Source organism: Ruegeria sp. H8, from assembly GCF_056532905.1.
Map to the genome: position 1 here is coordinate 12,418 of NZ_JBQFNY010000003.1, position 18,050 is coordinate 30,467.

The 18,050-nt window shown below is 62.4% G+C and carries 16 protein-coding genes; 4 read left to right on the top strand and 12 right to left on the bottom strand.

What is annotated here, in order from left to right:
- Window positions 1-110 precede the first annotated feature (110 nt).
- The 4 genes from ACR0A2_RS09550 to ACR0A2_RS09565 are packed head-to-tail and all read right to left on the bottom strand — an operon-like array spanning window position 111 to window position 4,006.
- Window positions 111-1,040, bottom strand: coding sequence for a metal ABC transporter permease (locus ACR0A2_RS09550; protein WP_480834860.1), 930 nt, complete (start codon window positions 1,038-1,040; stop codon window positions 111-113).
- Window positions 1,037-2,242 (bottom strand): metal ABC transporter permease, encoded by a 1,206-nt coding sequence (locus tag ACR0A2_RS09555; RefSeq protein WP_480834861.1) that lies wholly within the window; start codon window positions 2,240-2,242, stop codon window positions 1,037-1,039. The genes ACR0A2_RS09550 and ACR0A2_RS09555 overlap by 4 nt, the downstream gene beginning before the upstream one ends.
- Window positions 2,243-2,245: 3 nt before the next feature.
- On the bottom strand, window positions 2,246-3,049 hold the full coding sequence (locus ACR0A2_RS09560) for a metal ABC transporter ATP-binding protein (protein WP_480834862.1): 804 nt from the start codon (window positions 3,047-3,049) through the stop codon (window positions 2,246-2,248).
- Window positions 3,050-3,052: 3 nt separating this feature from the next.
- Entirely contained in the window at window positions 3,053-4,006 is a 954-nt protein-coding gene (locus ACR0A2_RS09565; protein ID WP_480834863.1) for a metal ABC transporter solute-binding protein, Zn/Mn family, read from the bottom strand.
- Window positions 4,007-4,207: 201 nt separating this feature from the next.
- Here ACR0A2_RS09565 and deoC point away from each other — a divergent pair, with 201 nt between their 5' ends.
- From deoC to ACR0A2_RS09580, 3 genes are read left to right on the top strand one after another with little or no spacing between them, the layout of a single operon-like run.
- Complete coding sequence (gene deoC / locus ACR0A2_RS09570; RefSeq protein WP_480834864.1) at window positions 4,208-5,206, top strand: deoxyribose-phosphate aldolase; 999 nt, start codon at window positions 4,208-4,210, stop codon at window positions 5,204-5,206.
- Between the two features lie 11 nt (window positions 5,207-5,217).
- Entirely contained in the window at window positions 5,218-7,551 is a 2,334-nt protein-coding gene (locus ACR0A2_RS09575) for an aldehyde dehydrogenase family protein (RefSeq protein ID WP_480834865.1), read from the top strand.
- 24 nt (window positions 7,552-7,575) lie between these two features.
- Window positions 7,576-8,385, top strand: coding sequence for an SDR family oxidoreductase (locus ACR0A2_RS09580; RefSeq protein WP_171637275.1), 810 nt, complete (start codon window positions 7,576-7,578; stop codon window positions 8,383-8,385).
- 22 nt (window positions 8,386-8,407) lie between these two features.
- On the opposite strand, the gene ACR0A2_RS09585 is transcribed toward ACR0A2_RS09580, so the two are convergent.
- The 7 genes from ACR0A2_RS09585 to ACR0A2_RS09615 form a co-directional block, all read right to left on the bottom strand.
- On the bottom strand, window positions 8,408-9,718 hold the full coding sequence (locus ACR0A2_RS09585) for a M16 family metallopeptidase (RefSeq protein ID WP_480834866.1): 1,311 nt from the start codon (window positions 9,716-9,718) through the stop codon (window positions 8,408-8,410).
- Window positions 9,715-11,055, bottom strand: a complete 1,341-nt coding sequence (locus tag ACR0A2_RS09590) for a M16 family metallopeptidase (protein WP_480834867.1) — start codon at window positions 11,053-11,055, stop codon at window positions 9,715-9,717. Before ACR0A2_RS09590 ends, ACR0A2_RS09585 begins: the two co-directional genes overlap by 4 nt.
- An 81-nt stretch (window positions 11,056-11,136) precedes the next feature.
- Window positions 11,137-11,652, bottom strand: coding sequence for a DUF3035 domain-containing protein (locus ACR0A2_RS09595; protein ID WP_480834868.1), 516 nt, complete (start codon window positions 11,650-11,652; stop codon window positions 11,137-11,139).
- Window positions 11,653-11,702: 50 nt separating this feature from the next.
- Entirely contained in the window at window positions 11,703-12,179 is a 477-nt protein-coding gene (lspA, locus tag ACR0A2_RS09600) for a signal peptidase II (protein WP_480834869.1), read from the bottom strand.
- A complete protein-coding gene (purH, locus tag ACR0A2_RS09605) occupies window positions 12,179-13,768 on the bottom strand; it encodes a bifunctional phosphoribosylaminoimidazolecarboxamide formyltransferase/IMP cyclohydrolase (protein WP_480834870.1) in 1,590 nt (529 codons plus the stop codon). Before purH ends, lspA begins: the two co-directional genes overlap by 1 nt.
- 22 nt (window positions 13,769-13,790) lie before the next feature.
- Window positions 13,791-15,530, bottom strand: coding sequence for a heparinase II/III family protein (locus tag ACR0A2_RS09610; RefSeq protein ID WP_480834871.1), 1,740 nt, complete (start codon window positions 15,528-15,530; stop codon window positions 13,791-13,793).
- A gap of 90 nt (window positions 15,531-15,620) precedes the next feature.
- Window positions 15,621-16,880: an RsmB/NOP family class I SAM-dependent RNA methyltransferase gene (locus ACR0A2_RS09615; RefSeq protein WP_480834872.1), complete on the bottom strand. Its 1,260-nt coding sequence runs from the start codon at window positions 16,878-16,880 to the stop codon at window positions 15,621-15,623.
- An 88-nt stretch (window positions 16,881-16,968) separates the two neighbouring features.
- Between ACR0A2_RS09615 and ACR0A2_RS09620 the strand changes: the two genes are divergently transcribed.
- Window positions 16,969-17,151: a DUF1674 domain-containing protein gene (locus tag ACR0A2_RS09620; protein WP_152459369.1), complete on the top strand. Its 183-nt coding sequence runs from the start codon at window positions 16,969-16,971 to the stop codon at window positions 17,149-17,151.
- Between the two features lie 4 nt (window positions 17,152-17,155).
- On the opposite strand, the gene ACR0A2_RS09625 is transcribed toward ACR0A2_RS09620, so the two are convergent.
- Window positions 17,156-18,010, bottom strand: a complete 855-nt coding sequence (locus ACR0A2_RS09625; protein WP_480834873.1) for a LysR family transcriptional regulator — start codon at window positions 18,008-18,010, stop codon at window positions 17,156-17,158.
- Window positions 18,011-18,050: the final 40 nt, after the last annotated feature.

Sequence of the window (18,050 nt, forward strand, 5' to 3'; positions counted from 1 at the left end):
GCAGGATGTATCATGCACGTGTCGGAAAATCTGCTTAAGATTCTCCCGCTCAGTTTCTTGGCAGAGATTGGCCGATGACGTGCGGGCAAGTGTGGCGGGAAAATGCCTGATCAGCCAGATGTGCGCATGCCGATTCTGGCCCGGCAGGGTCCGAACATCGCTGCCGCCGCAAGAATCAGGCCTGACATCGTGGCGATCATACCCGCCGCGCTGACGGCATCCGCGCCGCCCAGCCACAGCGGGCCATAACCTGCCAGCACATAGCCCGACACTGCCGCGGCTATGGCGAACACAACGCTCCAAGCTATCTGCGCTTCCAGCCGGTTGGTCAACATTCGCGCCGCGGCGGGCGGGCAGATGAACATGGCGATCACGATGATCGAGCCCACCGCGTCAAAAGCCGCCACCGCCGCAATTGCCGCGGTGATGACCAGTGCCATGCCCAGAACGCCGGTGCGAATGCCAACGGTCCGGGCAAAGCCCTCGTCGAAGGTAGAGATCTTCAGCGGCCGCCAGAACAGCCAGGTGAACAAAGACACACCGACCAGTGTCAGCGCAATGCGGGGTAGTTCCGGGGGCAACCCGGACAGCGCCTCTGTGTCCAGCAAGGACGACCATCCGGTGGCGTCCAGCCAGATCAGGCTTTCGAGATTGCCGTAAAGCGCATGTTCCACATCCAGATGCACCGTCGACGTATCCGTCTGCTCAAGCAGCAGGACCCCCGCGGCGAACATGGTGGTAAAGACCACGCCCATGGCGGCCCCGGGTTCGATCTGACCCAATCGGCGAATGGCTTCGATCAGCACCACGGCCACAACGGCAGCGCCCGCCGCGCCCAGCATCATCGGCCAGGTCGATATCGCCCCTGTGATCAGAAACGCCACGACGATTCCCGGCAGCACCACATGGCTGATCGCGTCTCCGATCAATGCCTGTTTGCGCAACACCAGAAAATTGCCGGGCAACGCGCAGGCAATGGCCGCGAACGTACCGATCAACAACGGTGTCAGAGACAGGGGGACAAATTCTTCACCACTCATACCGGCACCCCCATTGGCCCGCCGATGCGGCGGTCTATCTCGGCGATCTGGTCGCGGGTCAGGACGGTTTCGATGTCCCGCAACCCGTCGTAAAGCGCGGCTGTTGCCTCATGCGCCTGATCCGCGCGCACGATTTCCCAGCGCTTTTCGTCCCGCAACGCCTTGGCCGCGCGGGCTTTGCCGATGTCGGTCGCAACGCCGTCCGCGCGCACCAGCCCAGCGCGGCGCAGCAAGCGCAGGGTCAGGGGCTCGTAGATCTTTTGCCCCTGCGCCAAGGCCAAAAGACCCTGACGAATATGCACCCGACGCTGAAAGCGCAAATGGCGCAGCACCGCCGCCAGAACGCCACGTATCGGCGCCAGAAACAAAGACACGACAAAGAAGGCAAAGCTGACCAGAACGATGATCGGCCCCGTCGGAAGGTTTGGCGCCGAGGCCGAAATGGCCGCGCCAATGTACCCCGCCAACCCGCCGGCCAATCCCGCAAGCAGAACCACGTGGTCCGAGCGTTCGGACCAGAACCGCGCGGTCACGGCGGGAATGATCAGCAAAGCCACGATCAGAATCAGACCCACGATTTTCAGGCCGACCACGGTCACGGCCATGACCAAACCCATCATGGCCAGATCGATCCTGTACACCGGCAACCCGCGGGCTGCGGCATATTCAGGATCGAAGGCCACAAGAATCATCGGGCGACGAATGATCATGACCAGCAGCAGCGTCGCAGCGCCGCCGACCGCAATGATCATCGCATCAGCCCAGAGCATCCCGGCAGTGGACCCCAAAAGGAAGCCTTCCAGCCCGGCCTGACGGCCTACGCCCATCGTCTGTATGACCGTTAGCAACACGATGCCAAAGCCGAAGAAGACTGACAGGACCGCTCCGATGGCGGCGTCTTCGGCCAAACGCGTGTGACGCGTCAGCCAGTTCATGCAGAGAAGGCCGATCCAGGCCGAGATGGCCGATCCTGCCAACAGGCCCAGCAGGTTGCGCCCGTCTCCTCCCAGCGCGACCAACACCATGAAAGCCAGACAGACGCCCGGCAGGGTTGCGTGGCTGATTGCGTCACTGACCAAGGCACGCTTGCGCAGAAACAGAAACGTCCCCGTCACACCGGCAGACACACCCAGCAAGGTTGCACCGATGGCGACCAGCTTGGCGTTGTAGCCAAGTTGCAGGGTCAGAGCATCCCAGAGCATGCGTTACCCCAGCGCGCGCGATATCTGGTCGATCTGCGCGGTTGCCAGTCGACCGCCATATGCTGATTGCAACGTTTCCGCCGTGAAGGCCTCGGCCACTGGTCCCTCGGCCACCTTGCGGGTGTTGATCAGGAAGGCATGGTCGAAATAATCGGTCACGGTCGCAAGGTCGTGATGCACTACGACAACCGTCTTGCCCGCCTCTTTCAGGGATTTCAGCACCGAGATGATGGCTTTCTCGGTGGCGGCATCGACGCCTGCAAAAGGTTCGTCCAGAAGATACAGATCCGCGCCCTGCGCCAGCGCGCGCGCCAGAAAGACACGTTGTTGCTGCCCGCCGGACAGCTGCCCGATCTGGCGATCCGCGAAATCCCGCATTCCCACTCGGTGCAAACAATCCATCGCGCACGCCTTGTGGCGGGCACGCACACGGCCCAGCAAGCCAAGTTCGCGCGACAGGCCCATCAGAACCACGTCGATGACACGCGTTGGAAAATCCCAATCCACGCTGGCACGCTGAGGAACATAGGCAATGCGCGCGCGCTGCGTGTCCAATGGCTGGCCAAACACGGTCACTTGACCTGACAAAGGGGAAACGATGCCAAGCGCCGCCTTGAGCAATGTGGATTTCCCGGCCCCGTTCGGCCCGATGATCGCGGTCATCGCTCCGGGCTGTACGGTCATGTCGACTGAAAACACCGCAGGTTTCTGCCCGTATGAAACCGTCAGGCCGCGCAGGGCCAGGGGGCTGTCGGCCAACCCCGTGTCACCGACGGTCACGCCTTCATTGCTGATCAGGCCCAGCATCGATCAAAACCCCGCCGACAGTTTTCCGTCCATGCCACGATCTGGCACATCGCCACCCAAAGCACTGGCAATGACCGTGATGTTATGGTCCAGCATACCAAGATAGGTACCTTCATAGGTTCCTTCTTCACCCATGGCGTCCGAGAACAACTCGCCCCCCACGTGCACCTCATGACCCTTTGCGGCCGCGCCCTCGATCAGCGCGCGGATCGAACGATCCGAGACCGAGCTTTCGACGAAAACAGCCGTGATCTTGCGGTCAACCAGCAGATCGACCAATTCGCCTATCCGGTTCAGTCCCGCCTCGGACTGGGTCGAGATGCCCTGAATTCCCAGAACCTCGAACCCGAAACTTTCACCAAAGTAACCAAAAGCATCATGGGCGGTCACAAGAACCTTGTTGTTGTCTGGAACAGACGCCAGAACTTGATCTGCATAGGCTGTCAGACGATCGATATCTGCCAGGTGGGCCTGCGCATTCGCTGCAAAAACTTCGGCCGCTTCAGGACGTACCTCGGTGAGGGCCGCCTGCACTTCAAGCACCACGTCCCGCCACAATTCGGGCGTCATCCAAACATGCGGGTCATATTTGTCGGCGTAATCGTCATGCGCGCGCAGCTTCGACATGTCGATACCTTCGGCAACTGCAACCACGGTCCGCTTGCGTTCAAGGTCATGGAAGAAATCTTCCATCTGCGCTTCGAGGTACAAACCATGCCACAGGATCAGGTCGGCGCGCGTCATCGCCACGATATCGCTGCGGGTCTGACGATAGGCATGCGGGTCGACGCCCGGCCCCATCAGCCCCTTGACGTCTACCTGATCACCACCAACCTGACGGGCCGCGTCAGCAATCATGCCCGTCGTGGCCACAACCTTGAGGGGTGCATCGGCCCAGGCCGTGACCGGCAGGGAAAAGGCCAGCGCCAATACCGCAAGAAAATTCCGGCGAATCATCTTCTACCTCAGTTTTTGCATCTCATTCGAACTGAATATGAGAACCATTCGCAAGTAAGTCAACGCTAATGCGAATTATTCGCAAGAAAGCGGTTACATTTTGTCCATTTGGTCAAAAATTTTCCAAACATTGCCCGCCTGCATCTTCCATTCCCCGGTCTCCCGTGCGATTTTGTCGCAAACCTCCCAAAGGACGTGACAATGGATACGCAGAGCTCAGAAAGCCCCGTGCGCACCGCGCATCTGCCGCAAGTGACCGAAGCCCGAAACCCCGGCATGGATCTGGACCTGGACTGGGTACGCGCCGTGCAGGCCAACACCTCGGCCATCGAACGCCGGGCCGCGACCCTGCCCGGGCGCCGGTCGGTGAAAAAGGAACATCAGGCCGCCTGGCTGCTGAAGGCGATCACCATGATCGACCTGACCACGCTGTCGGGCGATGACACCGAGGGCCGCGTGCGCCGCCTGTGCTCCAAGGCCCGCCAGCCCGTGTCGCCCGACCTGCTGAAAGCGCTGGACATGCCGCCGATCACCACCGGCGCGGTCTGCGTCTATCACGACATGATCGAAACGGCGGTGGATGCGCTGACAGGAACCGGCATTCCGGTCGCGGCCGTGTCCACCGGCTTTCCGGCGGGCCTGTCGCCCTTTCACCTGCGTGTGGCCGAGATCGAGGAAAGCGTGAAGGCCGGGGCCGAGGAAATCGACATCGTGATCTCGCGCCGCCATGTGCTGAAAGGTGACTGGCAGGCGCTGTATGACGAGATGAAGGCGTTCCGCGCAGCCTGCGGCGAGGCGCATGTGAAGGCCATTCTGGCCACGGGTGAGCTGGGCAGCCTGCGCAACGTGGCGCGTGCCTCGCTGGTCTGCATGATGGCGGGGGCGGATTTCATCAAGACCTCGACCGGCAAGGAAAGCGTCAACGCCACCCTGCCCGTGTCGCTGGTGATGATCCGCGCCATCCGTGACTTTTATGACCGCACCGGCCATCGCGTGGGCTACAAGCCCGCCGGCGGGATTTCCAAGGCCAAGGATGCGCTGGTCTACCTGTCGCTGATCAAGGACGAACTGGGCGACCGCTGGCTGCAACCCGACCTGTTCCGCTTTGGCGCTTCGTCCCTGCTGGGCGATATCGAGCGGCAGTTGGAACATTTCGTCACCGGGGCATACTCGGCCGGCTACCGGCACCCGATGGGCTGAGGACAGGAACAATGACAGTCAAAGAGATTTTCGAGACCATGGAATACGGACCCGCCCCGGAAAGTGCCGCCGAGGCCTTGGCATGGCTGGTCGATCAGGGCGACACGTTCGGCCATTTCATCGACGGCGCCTTCACCAAGCCCGGCAAAGGGTTTGAAAGCCGCAACCCGGCCACGGGCGAGGTTCTGGCCAAGCTGACCCAGGCCACACAGGCCGATGTGGACGCCGCCGTTGCCGCCGCCCGCAAGGCCCAACCCAAATGGGAAAAGCTGGGTGGCCCCGTCCGCGCCCGATACCTCTATGCCATCGCGCGGCTGATCCAGAAACACGCCCGCCTGTTCGCGGTGCTGGAAACGCTGGACAACGGCAAGCCGATCCGGGAATCGCGCGATATCGACATTCCGCTGGTGCAGCGGCATTTCTACTATCACGCGGGCATGGCCCAGCTGATGGAAACCGAGCTGCCCGACGCACAGGCGCTGGGGGTCTGCGGCCAGATCATCCCATGGAACTTCCCGCTGCTGATGCTGGCGTGGAAGGTGGCCCCGGCGCTGGCCATGGGCAACACGGTGGTTCTGAAGCCCGCCGAATACACCTCGCTGACGGCGCTGCTGTTTGCCGATATCTGCATGCAGGCCGGTCTGCCCAAGGGCGTGGTCAACATCGTCACCGGCGACGGTGCAGTGGGTGAGATGATCGTGGCCGCAGACGTAGACAAGATCGCCTTTACCGGCTCGACCGTAGTGGGCCGCCGCATCCGCGAGGCCACCGCCGGGTCTGGCAAGGCCCTGACGCTCGAGCTGGGCGGCAAGTCGCCCTATATCGTCTTTGATGACGCCGACATCGATTCAGCCATTGAAGGTCTGGTCGATGCGATCTGGTTCAACCAGGGCCAGGTCTGCTGCGCGGGCTCGCGCCTGTTGGTGCAGGAAGGCATCGCCGAACGGTTCTATGCCAAGCTGCGCGCCCGCATGGACACGCTGCGCATCGGCAACCCGCTGGACAAATGCATCGACGTGGGTGCCGTGGTGGATCCGGTTCAGTTGCAGACGATCACCTCCATGGTCGACAGCAATACGGTGGGTCATGTGCATCAGGCTGCCTGCGAATTGCCCGCGAATGGCTGCTACTACCCCCCGACGCTGATCACCGGGCTCGAAACCTCGGACCCGTTGATGCAAGAGGAGATATTCGGCCCGGTTCTGGTCTCGTCGACCTTCCGCACCCCGGCCGAGGCGATCGAGCTGGCCAACAACACCCGCTATGGGCTGGCGGCCACGGTCTGGACCGAGAACGTCAACCTTGCGCTGGACATCGCGCCCAAGCTGGTCGCGGGCGTGGTCTGGGTCAACGCCACCAACCTGTTCGACGCGGCCGCGGGCTTTGGCGGCGTGCGCGAAAGCGGTTTTGGCCGCGAAGGCGGCTGGGAAGGGCTGAGCGCCTATACAAAGCCCAAGGGCAAGGCCAAGCCGCTGGCGAAAATCGAACCTGTCGCGGGCGAAGGTGGCCCGGTCGACCCGATCGACCGCACCGCCAAGCTGTACATCGGCGGCAAGCAGGCGCGGCCCGATGGCGGCTATTCCCGCGCGGTCTGGGGCAAGGCGGGGCTGCTGGGCCTTGTAGGTCAGGCCAACCGCAAGGATGTGCGCAACGCGGTCGAGGCTGCGGCGGGGGCCAAGGGCTGGTCCAAGACCACCGGCCATCTGCGGGCGCAGATCCTGTACTATATCGGCGAGAACCTCTCGGCCCGTTCCAACGAGTTCGCGCATCGCATCGACGCGATGACCGGCCGCAAGGACGGCGCGAAAGAGGTCGACGCCGCAATCCAGCGCCTGTTCACCGCCGCCGCCTGGGCCGACAAGTATGACGGCCAGGTGCATGGCGTTCCGATCCGGGGCGTGGCGATTGCGATGAAGGAACCGGTGGGCGTGATCGGCGCGCTCTGTGCGGACGAGGCACCGCTGCTGGGTCTGGTCTCGGCCATGGCGCCGGCGATCGCGATGGGCAACCGGACAGTTCTGGTGGCGTCCGAGCCCTATCCGCTGGCGGCCACCGATTTCTATCAGGTGCTGGACACCTCGGACGTGCCCGCAGGCGTGGTCAACATCCTGACCGGCAGCCACGCGGAACTGGCCAAACCGCTGGCCTCGCACCTGAACGTGGACGCGGTGTGGTCGTTCTCATCGACGGACCTGTCGGCGCAGATCGAGGTCGTCTCGGCCGGGAACCTGAAACGGACCTGGGTGAATAACGCGACGGCATTCGATTGGGGCATGGACCATTCCCGCCGCTTCCTTCAGGCTTCGACCGAAGTGAAAAACACCTGGGTGCCCTACGGCGAGTAGGGCTCCCCTTCAAGGGAGGCCTACATGGATTTTTCGGGAAAAACCGTCATCGTCATCGGTGGCACCAGTGGCATCAACCGGGGCATCGCCGAGGCCTTCGCGGCCTCGGGCGCGAAACTGGCCGTGGCCAGCCGCTCGCAGGACAAGGTGGATGACACCGTCGCCGCGCTGAAGGCGGCAGGCGCGGCCGAGGCGATCGGCGCGGCCTTTGACGTGCGCGACGCCGAGGCGGTCGCCGAGGGGCTGAAACAGTTCCACGCGGCGCTCGGCGATTTCGACGTGCTGGTTTCGGGGGCGGCGGGCAACTTCCCGGCGCTGATGGCGGAGATGTCGGCCAACGCCTTCCGCACCGTGGTCGAGATCGACCTGATGGGCACCGTGCATGTTCTGAAAGGCGCCTATCCCTATCTGAAACGGCCCGGCGGCAACATCATCAACATCTCGGCCCCACAATCCTACCTGCCCTACGAGGGCCAGGCCCATGTCTGCGCCGCCAAGGCGGGCGTCGATCAGATCACCCGTACCCTGTCGATGGAATGGGGTGTGGAAGGCATCCGGGTGAACTCGGTGGTGCCGGGCTTCATCGAGGGCACCGAAGGCGCGAAACGGCTGGCCCCCACCCCCGACGCGGGCGAGCAGCTGCGCCGGGACGTGCCGCTGGGCCGCTGGGGTACGCCGCAAGACGTGGCCAATGCCTGCCTGTTTCTGGCCTCGGACATGGCCAGCTATATCAGCGGTACGGTTCTGGCAGTGGACGGGGCGTTGTATCAGCGCGGCTCGGGCCAGTTCGGCCAGATGATGGGAGACATGCTGCGCAGCATGAAAAAGGGGTAAGCCGCAGCTTACCCCAAAAGGTTCAGTTCGTTGTTTCCAGGCCCACCGGCTTGCCAACGACGACAAAGTGCAGACCGTCCGGGTCAAGCAGTTCGGCAGCAACGCGGTTCACATCTTCCAATGTCACCGCGTTCACCTTGTCATTGCGGGTGGCGATATAGTCAATCGGCAGGCCTTCCATCTGCATTCCGACCATGATCGAGGCAATCTGACCATTGCCATCGAACCGCAGCGGATAGGCGCCGGTCAGATAGGTCTTGGCGTCGTCAAGTTCCTCTTGCGTCACACCCTCGGTGGCCGCGCGCGCCCATTCATCGCGAATTACGTCGATGGCTTCGGCGATACGGTCGTTGGCCGAGGACACGGACCCAAGATAGACCGAAGCCAGATCCTTGGGCACCAAATAGGTCCCGACCCCATAGGTCAGGCCACGCTTTTCGCGCACCTCCTGCATCAGCCGGCTCTCAAACCCGCCGCCGCCAAGAATATGGTTCAGAACAAAGGCCGCAAAGAAATCCGGGTCATCCCGATCAATCCCGGCCTGACCGAACAAGGCCACGGACTGAGGTGTGTCGAATTCGACAACACTGACGCCGCCGGGAATGTTCACCTCGGCCTTGCCCGGGATGGGCTTGCCGGTGTCCGGCAAGTCGCCAAGCAGGGTATCAAGCAGGATACCCAGCTCCTCTGCCGTGATATCGCCGACGGCCCCCACGTACAGACGATCCTTGGCGAACACGCCTTCGTAAGCCGCGACCACGTCATCGCGGGTCAGGGCCGAGACACTTTCGATGGTGCCTTTCCCTTCGGATCCATAGGGGTGATCGCCGTAGGCCATCCGCGCAAAGGTGAGGCCTGCGATTTCGTTCGGGTCAGTCTGGTCCGAGCGCAGGCCCGACAGAACCTGCGCGCGCACCCGGTCAACCGCATCCTGATCAAAACGCGGTTCGTGGATCGTCGTGCGCAGCAAATCGACCACTTCATCCCGGTTTTCAGACAGGAAACGCGCGGAAATCGAGACTGAATCGTCGCCGGCATTGTATCGGAACGAAGCCGCCAGAGCCTCCAACTCGCGGGCATAGGTCCGCGCATCCAGGTCGCCCGCGCCTTCTTCGATCAGCCCGCTCATCAAGTTGACCGCGCCGCGTTTGTCAGGGTCGTCCAGCGACGTACCACCACGGAACCGCAACTCCAGCGCGGTGAATGGGATGGAATGATCCTCGACCAGCCAGGCTTTGATGCCACCGGGCGAGGTCACTTCTTCGATCTGAATCTCGGCCAAAGCCGGCAGGGCGACCAGGCAGGCAATCAGCGTTGCAACAAACCGTTTCATTGCGTCACCTCGTCATCGCGCATCAGCCAGCCGGTGACCGACGCCTCGGGTTGCAGAACTTCGCGGGCCGCGGCGATGATCTCATCCCCGGTCACAGCCTGAAGGATCTCGGGCCAGGCCTGAACATCTTCGACCGTCAGGCCGCTGGTCAGGGCCCGGCCATAGCGGTTGCCGATGCCGTCCACGTTGTCGCGCGCATAGGTTTGGGCGGCGCGCAGCTGCATTTTGATGCGCTCAAGATCCTCTTCGTTCACACCTTCAGCGATGAAGTCGGCCACGGCCTGGTCCATGGCGTCTTCGGCCTCTTGCAGGGAAACCCCCTCGGCCGGAACGACGATCAGATCAAAGGTCGTGTCATCCAGTGAAACACCGCGATAGAACGCACCGGCATAGACGGCCTTTCGCTGATCAAACTGCAACTTTTCGTTCAGGTAAGACGTCGTGCTGCCGCCCAGCAACTCGGCCAGCAGAAACAGAGCCGCCGCTTTTTCCTGTTCGCCCGGATCGCGTTCCGGGGCCAGATAGCTGCGCTGAACGTAAGGCTGGGCGACGCGCGGGTCCTTGAAGGTCAGGCGACGTTCGGCCGTTTGCGGCGGTTCTTGGGACCGAACCCGCTCGGGCAGGTCCGGGTTGGCGGGAATCACACCGTAATACTGATCGGCAAGCGCGCGGACTTCGTCGGGATCGACGTCACCTGTGACCACCAGAATGGCATTGTTGGGCGCATAATGGGTCTGGTAAAACGACAGCGCGTCCTCCATGTCCAGATCCTCCATCTCGTGCATCCAGCCGATGATCGGCACGCCGTAGCGGTGGTTCAAATACTGGGCCGCACTCATCTGTTCGCCGAACAGGGCGCGCGGGTTGTTTTCGGTGCGCTGGTTGCGTTCCTCGAGAATCACGTCCCGTTCGGTCAGAATGTCCTCTTCGCTCAGCCGAAGGTTCCGCATCCGGTCGGATTCCATCCGCATCATCAGCTCTAGCCTGTCGGCGGCGACACGCTGAAAATAGGCGGTGTAGTCATACGAGGTGAAGGCGTTGTCGTTGCCGCCATTGGCAGCGACGATGGCAGAGAACTCTCCCGGGGCCAGCGTGTCGGTGCCTTTGAACAGCAGGTGCTCCAGGAAATGCGCCACGCCGGATGATCCGATCGGCTCATCAGCGGATCCGGCCCGGTACCAGACCATATGCTGCACGACCGGGGCACGGTGGTCTTCGACCACGACGACATCCATGCCGTTGTCCAATGTGAATGTGGTAACCGCTTCTTTCCCATCCTCGGCAAATACCGGGGCGGCAGCGATCAGGGCAGCCGACAAGGCCAGGGCCCGAACCATAGGGCATCCTCCGTTTCGTTTCTGGTATTCAAACTACGGTGACGCGGCCCGGGTTCAAGCCCGATGACGGAAAGTTAAGAATTATTCACCCGGTGGCGAAGAAGGAGTTTCGATGCCGGCCCGGCGGGCGGCTTCTGTTTCCGCGAACGGATCGATCGATTGTTTTTCGTAAACCTGACCATAGCGGTCGACCGGGAACAGACGCAGGCCGGTCCAGCGCCCCCGGCGTTTGCGAAACGCGGCGTCATCAGCCTCGACCACCTGCCGCGCATCGGGAGAAACACCATAGCGACTGGAGGCCGTGACAAGCGCTGCATCCGAGGATGGCACAGCCGCGTTCGGATTCAGCGCAGCAGCATTGCCGCCCAGCGCAGCCACCGCATCGGCATTTGGGTTCGGATCCGTCAGATTCGCGCCACCCGGCGTGGGTGCAGGCAAGAACGCATAGTCCTGAGGTTGGGTCAGCGGCTTGACCGGCAGCACCGAAAACTCATCCGGCCCCGGGCCCGGAGCCTCCAGATCCCGCAGACCGGGATTCGAACACGCCGCAACCGCAGCGGCAACAGTCAAAGCAAATAGGGCGCGCGGCATCCGCATTGGTGTCTCCAGCCTGTTTCAGGCGCTTTTATCGCATATCATTCCGCGCGTCACGAGGCCTTTTTGCCGTCAAACAGCACCAGCCCGATGGCTCCTGCAAATATGAAGACATCTGCGAGGTTGAAAACAAACGGATTGTTGATGCCGCAACAGGACATGTTCAGGAAATCCAGAACAAAGCCGTAAAGAACCCGATCCACCACATTCGCCAGCGCACCGCCGATCAGCAGGCCGCCACAAAACTGCATCAGCCCCGAATGGGCTGCACGGCCCAGCCAAACAAGCACGCCGACACAGATCGCCACGGAAATACCGATCAGAATCCAGCGCGCAGCCTCTGAATTTCCTTGGAACAGGCCGAAATTGATGCCCCGGTTCTCGCCGTATTTGAACACCAGCAGCGGCGGCACAACATCAATGCCGCCGGGCTGATCGGCCACGCGCATGACATGAACGACCAGATATTTGCTGATCTGGTCGATCGCAAAGGCGGCCAGCGCCGCCCAGAGAAGCAGGCGTGACCGCATCAGTGACGGAAATGGCGCATGCCGGTGAAGACCATGGCCAGGCCGGCCTCATCCGCAGCGGCGATGACTTCGTCATCCCGCATGGACCCACCTGGTTGGATCACACAGGTTGCGCCTGCCGCGGCCGCTTCCATCAGGCCGTCAGGGAAGGGGAAAAACGCGTCCGACGCAACGGCCGAACCGATGGTCAGCGGTTGGGCCAAGCCCAGCGCATCGGCCATGCGTTCGGCTTTCTTGGCGGCGATCAGGGCCGAGTCCACACGGCTCATCTGACCCGCGCCGACGCCCACCGTAGCGCCGTCATTGACATAGACGATGGCGTTGGACTTGACGTGCTTTGCCACTTTCCGGGCAAACAAAAGGTCACGCATCTGTTCGTCGGTCGGGGCCTTCTTGGTCACAACTTTCAGATCATCCATGCCGACAAAGCCGTTATCCTTGTCCTGCACCAGCAACCCACCGGCCACCTGACGCACGGTTTTCCCACCGGCGGTCACATCCGGCAGCGCTTCGGTCGTCAGCAGGCGCAGGTTTTTCTTGGCGGCAAAGATTGCCTTGGCCTCATCCGATGCGCCCGGAGCGATCACGACTTCGGTGAAAATCCCGGTGATCTCCTGCGCGGTCTCAGCGTCCAGAGGCTGATTCAACGCCACGATACCGCCGAAGGCAGAGGTGCGGTCGCAGTCGAAGGCAGCCTTGTAGGCCTCAAGCAGGGTTGCACCCCTGGCCACGCCACAGGGGTTGGCGTGCTTGATGATGGCACAGGCGGCGCCCTCAGTGGGGTCAAACTCGGCCACCAGTTCAAAAGCCGCATCCGTGTCATTGATGTTGTTGTAGCTCAGTTCCTTGCCCTGATGCTGGATCGCGGTCGCCACACCGGGCCGATTGGTGCCGTCGGTGTAGAACGCAGCCTGCTGATGGCTGTTCTCGCCATAGCGCAAGGTTTGTTTCAATTCACCGGCAAAGGCGCGGCGCTTGGGGGCTTCCAGCTCCAGCGCATCGGCCAGCCAGTTGGATACTGCCGTGTCATAGGCCGCGGTGCGGGCATAGGCTTTCTGCGCCAGCTTGCGGCGGAATTTCGGACAGGTCGCGCCGTCGTGCTGATCCATATCGCCCAGCAGTTTTTCGTAGTCTTCAACGTCCACGACCACGTTTACGAACGCATGGTTCTTGGCCGCCGCGCGGATCATCGCCGGACCGCCGATGTCGATATTCTCGACGCACTCATCGTAACCTGCGCCTTTGGCCACGGTTGCTTCAAACGGATACAGGTTCACAACCAACAGATCGATTGCACCGATGCCGTGTTCGTTCATGGCTGCAACATGGGTGTCGTTGTCGCGCAGGGCCAGCAGCCCGCCATGCACCATCGGGTGCAGGGTCTTGACCCGGCCATCCATCATCTCGGGGAAACCGGTGATCTCGCTGACATCCTTCACCACAAGCCCTGCATCGCGCAGCGCCTTGGCCGTGCCGCCGGTCGACAGCAGTTCGACCCCGCGCTCGGCCAGCGCCTTGCCCAGCTCGATCAGCCCGGTTTTGTCGGATACGGAAAGCAACGCGCGGCGCACGGGGTGAAGATCGGTCATGGGTCCAAAGGTCCTTTTGGCGTCAGTCTAACTCGGGCTCGTCCCGATGCGTATCGCGCACGGCATAGGCTGTGTCCTGTGCCTTGCTCAGAGTCCACCGGGTGCGCGTCGCATACTCCATTGCGCGCCCGGATAGAACGATCTGTTTTGTCGCGCGTGGCTTCAAACGCCCTTTTTCAAGGTAAACGCTTGGCTCGACGGACAATTTTCCAACGCCGTCATGGCGGAAAACCCAGATTTCACCGCTTTTGAGCGCCATCGACACCGCCGCACCGCCCAAATCCAGCGCCGCATCGACATCCGGATGCAGGTGAAACCGGATGTCATAGCCAATGCCTTTGAGGCCCGAAGCGTCCATCGCCTTGTCAAATTGACGCTTTGCCTTGTCGGTCGCCGTCAGCAGAATATCCTCGACCGTCAGCTCGCGCCCGTCAAATCGCAACTCAAAGGTCCTCGCATGGGTCAGACCAAAGACCTTTGCGTATCCATCGTGCCCCGCCATAAAGCGGATCCCCTCGAACGCATCCTCGAAATCAACGGGCACCTCCTGTGGCGCGTCCACCAGCGCCTGCGCTTCACGCCCCGGCACCGGGTTGGCCAGCCGGGCGCTTGAGAATCCATCCAGGCAAAGCGTCGAGTGCGACGGCGTCGCCCGTCCTGCGCGGCGCCATTCCAGCCCGAAACTGGCCCCCGACCCGCAATTCACGATCAGCGGCCGCCGCCCCGAGGTCAACTCGAACGCCAGAGTAGAGGCATGCGCATTGTAAGAGGCCGCCCCCGACGGCGGTATGCTGGCATCCACGATCACCGTGGTGCGTGCAGCCGACAGACGGGCATAGCCCATCGGCAATTCGGTGGCCGCCTTGTGTTTGACGCCGCTTTGGGCAAGGGCCTGTTCCAGTCGCCCCTCGACACCGCGCCCGCCACCATGGAATCGCGCCAAGGCCCCATCCGCATGTCGCAGGCTGCGCAGGGTCGGCGCGATCCGTTTGATCGCATTGGCCTGGGCGGCAGGCGTCCCGCGACCAAGATCATTCAGCGCCGCCGAAGTCCAGCTGAGCAGCGTGAACACCTCGAGCAATTCTTCCGGATTGCGGGTTGGTATTCCGCCCTGCGCATCCACCTGACGGTCGCATTCCCCGGCCAGGGCGCGCAGGGCCGGGTCGGCCATCCGCTCCAGCCCCTCCAGCACCAGCCCGGCCTGCACCAGTCCGGCCAGCGCCTCGAACCGGGGCCGTCCCGGGGTCGCGGCATGCCAGCGCTTGGACAGGAACCATGTTTGCTGGGCCAACGAGCGGAAAAACAGTTTGCTTTGTTTTTCATCCACCCCTCGCAGCAGAAAAAGCGCATGGTTGATCCAGCGCATCACCCGACGTCCGGTCAGATCAGGCGCCCAGCCGGGCCCTTGCCCGCGGCCATGAGATTCTATCCATCCCCAGACCCAGCGCTGCGCCTTTTCCCGCGCACGCATGTCTCCGACCGCGGCCAGATCATCCAGCCACGCAAAGCCGTGACGTTCTTCGTCAAAGCCGGCACTGGGGGCGGTGACATCCCAAAGCCCGGTATCTTCGGCCTCGACCAGATAGCCGGCGAACAACAGATTTCCGGCAACCAGTTGCCGGCCACGTGCGAACGAACCCACCGAGCGCGGATCCGGTTGCGCAACAAACCCTGTGACCGCCTTTTGCCGCTGGCTCAGGCGCGCGTAGAAACGGTTCTGAAACCGCATCCACCGACTGGCCATGGTGTCTGATTTCGACATGACGCGTGTTACTCTGCCCCTTGCGCTCTGCTGGCGCTTGAGACCCAACGATAGACCGCGCCGATCGTCAAGTCATCGAAAAGCGTGCGTTCAGACGGATTTGGTCAGACACGCGATATAGAACCCGTCCATACCACCCCGATCCGGCCAATAATCCGGTCGCAACCGCAAGCCGCCTTCTTCGGTGATCCAATCCGTTTCGACACCGGGTACGTTCAGCGCGTCGCGATCCACGCTCATGTCCGAATACATGTCCAGCGCCTCTTCCACCTGAACTTCCCCCTCGTCCGGCAGCAGGGAACACGTGCAATAGACCAGACGCCCACCGGGTTTGAGCAAGCCCCACGCATGGGCCAACATGCGCGACTGGAGCTCGATCAGGCCGCCGAATTCCGAACCGTCCTTGGCAAACGGCAAGTCAGGATGCCTGCGAATCGTACCCGTGGCCGAGCACGGCGCGTCCAGCAGGATCGCGTCGTACCGGTCTTCGTGTTCCAGCGCATCGCCCACGATGACCTTCGCCCTAAGGCCGGTCCTTGCAAGGTTCTCGCGCACCCGTTCCATCCGTGATTCCGACACGTCTAGTGCCGTGACATCAGCCCCTGCGGCCGCAAGCTGCATCGTTTTCCCACCCGGCGCCGCACACAGATCCAGAACTTTCTGGCCCGCCTTCGGGGCCAGAATGCGAACCGGCAATGCGGCTGCCGCATCCTGCACCCACCAGTCTCCGGCCTTGTACCCCGGCAGGGTCGAGACCTGACCCACATCGTGCAACCGCACCGACCCGGTCGGAAGGATCTCGCCTGAAGGGCCTTCCGCCCCGGGTTTCAAGGTAAGGTCCAGTGGCGCACCCGCGAAATGTGCCTGCTCGATTCCGGTTACGGCATCCGTGCCCCACGCTGCGATCAGCGGTTCACGCAACCAGTCCGGCAAACGCGGAACGCGCATCTTCGGCCACGCCTCGGGGCCTTCTACCGCAACCTTGCGCAGAACGGCATTCACCAACCCCTTGAGGCGACCATGCTTGCGCGAACGGCTGACGATCTCGACCATGGAATTGACGACGCCATGGGCGGCTTCGCCGTTGCAAAGCTCGACCGCACCCAGTCTCAGCGCGTTGTGGACCGTCAGAGCGGGTGTTCGGTTCAGGTGGTTGGCCAGCAGGCGGTCGGCCCGTTCCAGCCCACGCAGTGTTTCCAACGCCAGTCGCTGGGCACGCGCGCGATCCTCGGGTTCCAACCGATCCACTGCGCCCGCCGCCAGACACTCGGCCAGCAGGCGACCTTCGCCCAGAACCTGATCCAGAAGATAGATTGCGCTGCGCCGTGCTGCTGTCGCGCTGTTAGACATGGTACCGCCTTCATGTGACCTGCGTCCGCATTGCCAATGGCGGACGCGGGCGTATATCAAGACTGCGCAAGGAAAGGAACCCGATGTCATGAGTGACGACCGCAAAGACTTGCCCCCCGCCGCCCAGCGCGCCCTGGCCGAAGCGGAAGAACGCCGCCGCAAAGCCAAAGCCGAGGCCCGGGAATTGCCGAAAGAGCTGGGTGGCCGAGACGGACCGGATCCGGCCCGCTATGGTGACTGGGAAAAGAAGGGCATCGCCATCGATTTCTGAACGGTCAACCACGCAGCGCATTCAGGAAATCCTCGATCAGGGCACGCTGTTTTCTGGACTTCGCCCGGTCTTCAGGCCAGGTCAGCCAGTACCCGTCTTTGGTAAGCAATTCGGGTAAGTCCAGCCGCCGCAACCGCCCCTCTTGCAGGTCGGCAAGGGCCAAGGGAACAGATCCCAAAACCACACCCATGCCGCGCCGCGCAGCCGAAATCGCATGTTCCATCGAATCAAAGCTGATTTTTGATTGCGGCAGGTCCAGCTGGCCGTTTTTCTGGCTCCATTCTCTCCAGCCGGGGCGTTCTCCGCGCAGGTCAATCAATGGAGCGCCCCAGTCGACACCCGGCGGCGCCATGGGGACAAGGACCTCAGGCGCGATCAGGTCGGCATCACGCCCGGCCCAGATGCCCCGACCATATCGGATTTGCAGCCAGGTTCGTTCTTCGTCCAAAGACGACCGGCGCGCGACCGAGTCGGTCATCACCCGAACCTCTGGCTGCATCTCGTGAAACCGGGTCAGCGCAGGCAGAACCAGTGCGTGGATGTTCGACGACAAGCCGGCCACGCGCAGCTCACGCGGGGATTTGCCAAACAGGTCCTCGGTATTGCGCTCCAGCGCGCGAAGGCTGTCCTGCACCAAGGGCAGATAGCTTTCACCTTCGACCGTCAGTGACACGCCCCGCGCCTCGCGCACGAACAAGGATCGGCCCAGCCAGGCTTCGAGGTTGCCGATCCGCTGGCTGACAGCGGCCTGCGTCAGCCCGAACTCCTTGGCTGCTGCCGAGAACCCACCAAGACGCCCGGCGGCCTCGAACACGCGCAGCCAGTCCAGTGGCGGTAGCCCGATCCTTTTCTTAGCCATTAGATTTTCCAAGCCTCAGCCGAAATAAGGATTAATTGTC